Source organism: Actinoplanes siamensis (assembly GCF_016862395.1).
Lineage (GTDB): Bacteria > Actinomycetota > Actinomycetes > Mycobacteriales > Micromonosporaceae > Actinoplanes > Actinoplanes siamensis.
Genome location: NZ_BOMW01000129.1, coordinates 1 through 1,577 on the forward strand (window position 1 = coordinate 1; position 1,577 = coordinate 1,577).

The window sequence follows — 1,577 nt, forward strand, 5'->3', positions numbered from 1 at the left end:
GTTCGTCTTGGGCGTTCCTTTGCGGGTACGGGAATATCAACCCGTTATCCATCGACTACGCCTCTCGGCCTCGCCTTAGGCCCCGACTCACCCAGGGCGGATTAGCCTGGCCCTGGAACCCTTGGTCATCCGGCGGAAGGGGTTCTCACCCTTCATTCGCTACTCATGCCTGCATTCTCACTCGTACAGCGTCCACACCTGGATCACTCCGGCGCTTCACCCGCTGCACGACGCTCCCCTACCCATCCACAACAAAGTCATGAATGCCACAGCTTCGGCGGTGTGCTTGAGCCCCGCTACATTGTCGGCGCAGAACCACTTGACCAGTGAGCTATTACGCACTCTTTAAAGGATGGCTGCTTCTAAGCCAACCTCCTGGTTGTCCATGCGATCCCACATCCTTTTCCACTTAGCACACGCTTAGGGGCCTTAGCTGGCGATCTGGGCTGTTTCCCTCTCGACTACGAAGCTTATCCCCCGCAGTCTCACTGCCGCGCTCTCACTTACCGGCATTCGGAGTTTGGCTGATTTCAGTAAGCTTGTAGGCCCCCTAGACCATCCAGTGCTCTACCTCCGGCAAGAAACACACGACGCTGCACCTAAATGCATTTCGGGGAGAACCAGCTATCACGGAGTTTGATTGGCCTTTCACCCCTAACCACAGGTCATCCCCCAACTTTTCAACGTTGGTGGGTTCGGTCCTCCACGCAGTCTTACCCACGCTTCAACCTGCCCATGGCTAGATCACCCCGCTTCGGGTCTAGAACATGCGACTAAAAACGCCCTATTCAGACTCGCTTTCGCTACGGCTACCCCACACGGGTTAACCTCGCCACATGCCACTAACTCGCAGGCTCATTCTTCAAAAGGCACGCCATCACCCCGAAAGGCTCTGACGGATTGTAGGCGAACGGTTTCAGGTACTATTTCACTCCCCTCCCGGGGTACTTTTCACCATTCCCTCACGGTACTAGTCCGCTATCGGTCACCAGGAAGTATTCAGCCTTACCAGGTGGTCCTGGCAAATTCACAGCAGATTCTAGGAGTCCGCTGCTACTCGGGAACACTGTAAGAAGGCTAGATGCTTTCGCTTACGGGGCTCTCACCCTCTACGGCCGGCTTTCCCACACCGTTCAACTAACAACTAGCTTTGTAACTCCTTGGGGCAATGTCAGTAACCCCGAACAGGTCCCACGACCCCCATTGCGCAACGCCTGACAGCTATCACACGCAAAAGGTTTAGGCTACATCCGCTTTCGCTCGCCACTACTCACGGAATCACGATTGTTTTCTCTTCCTACGGGTACTGAGATGTTTCACTTCCCCGCGTTCCCCTCACACACCCTATGAATTCAGGTGCGGATGACACGACATGACTCGTGCCAGGTTTCCCCATTCGGACACCCTGGGATCACAGCTAGGTTGACAGCTCCCCCAGGCCTATCGCGGCCTCCCACGTCCTTCATCGGCTCCTGGTGCCAAGGCATCCACCGTTCGCCCTTGACAACTTAACCACAGAAAACAAGATGCTCGCGTCCACTGTGCAATTCTCAACCAACGACCAACCCACAACCCCA

Annotated in this window: 1 rRNA gene; it reads right to left on the bottom strand. The window is 55.5% G+C overall.

The features are described 5' to 3' along the window. Positions 1-1,514, bottom strand: a 23S ribosomal RNA gene (locus tag Asi03nite_RS37375); the annotation flags it as partial. Positions 1,515-1,577 lie beyond the last annotated feature (63 nt).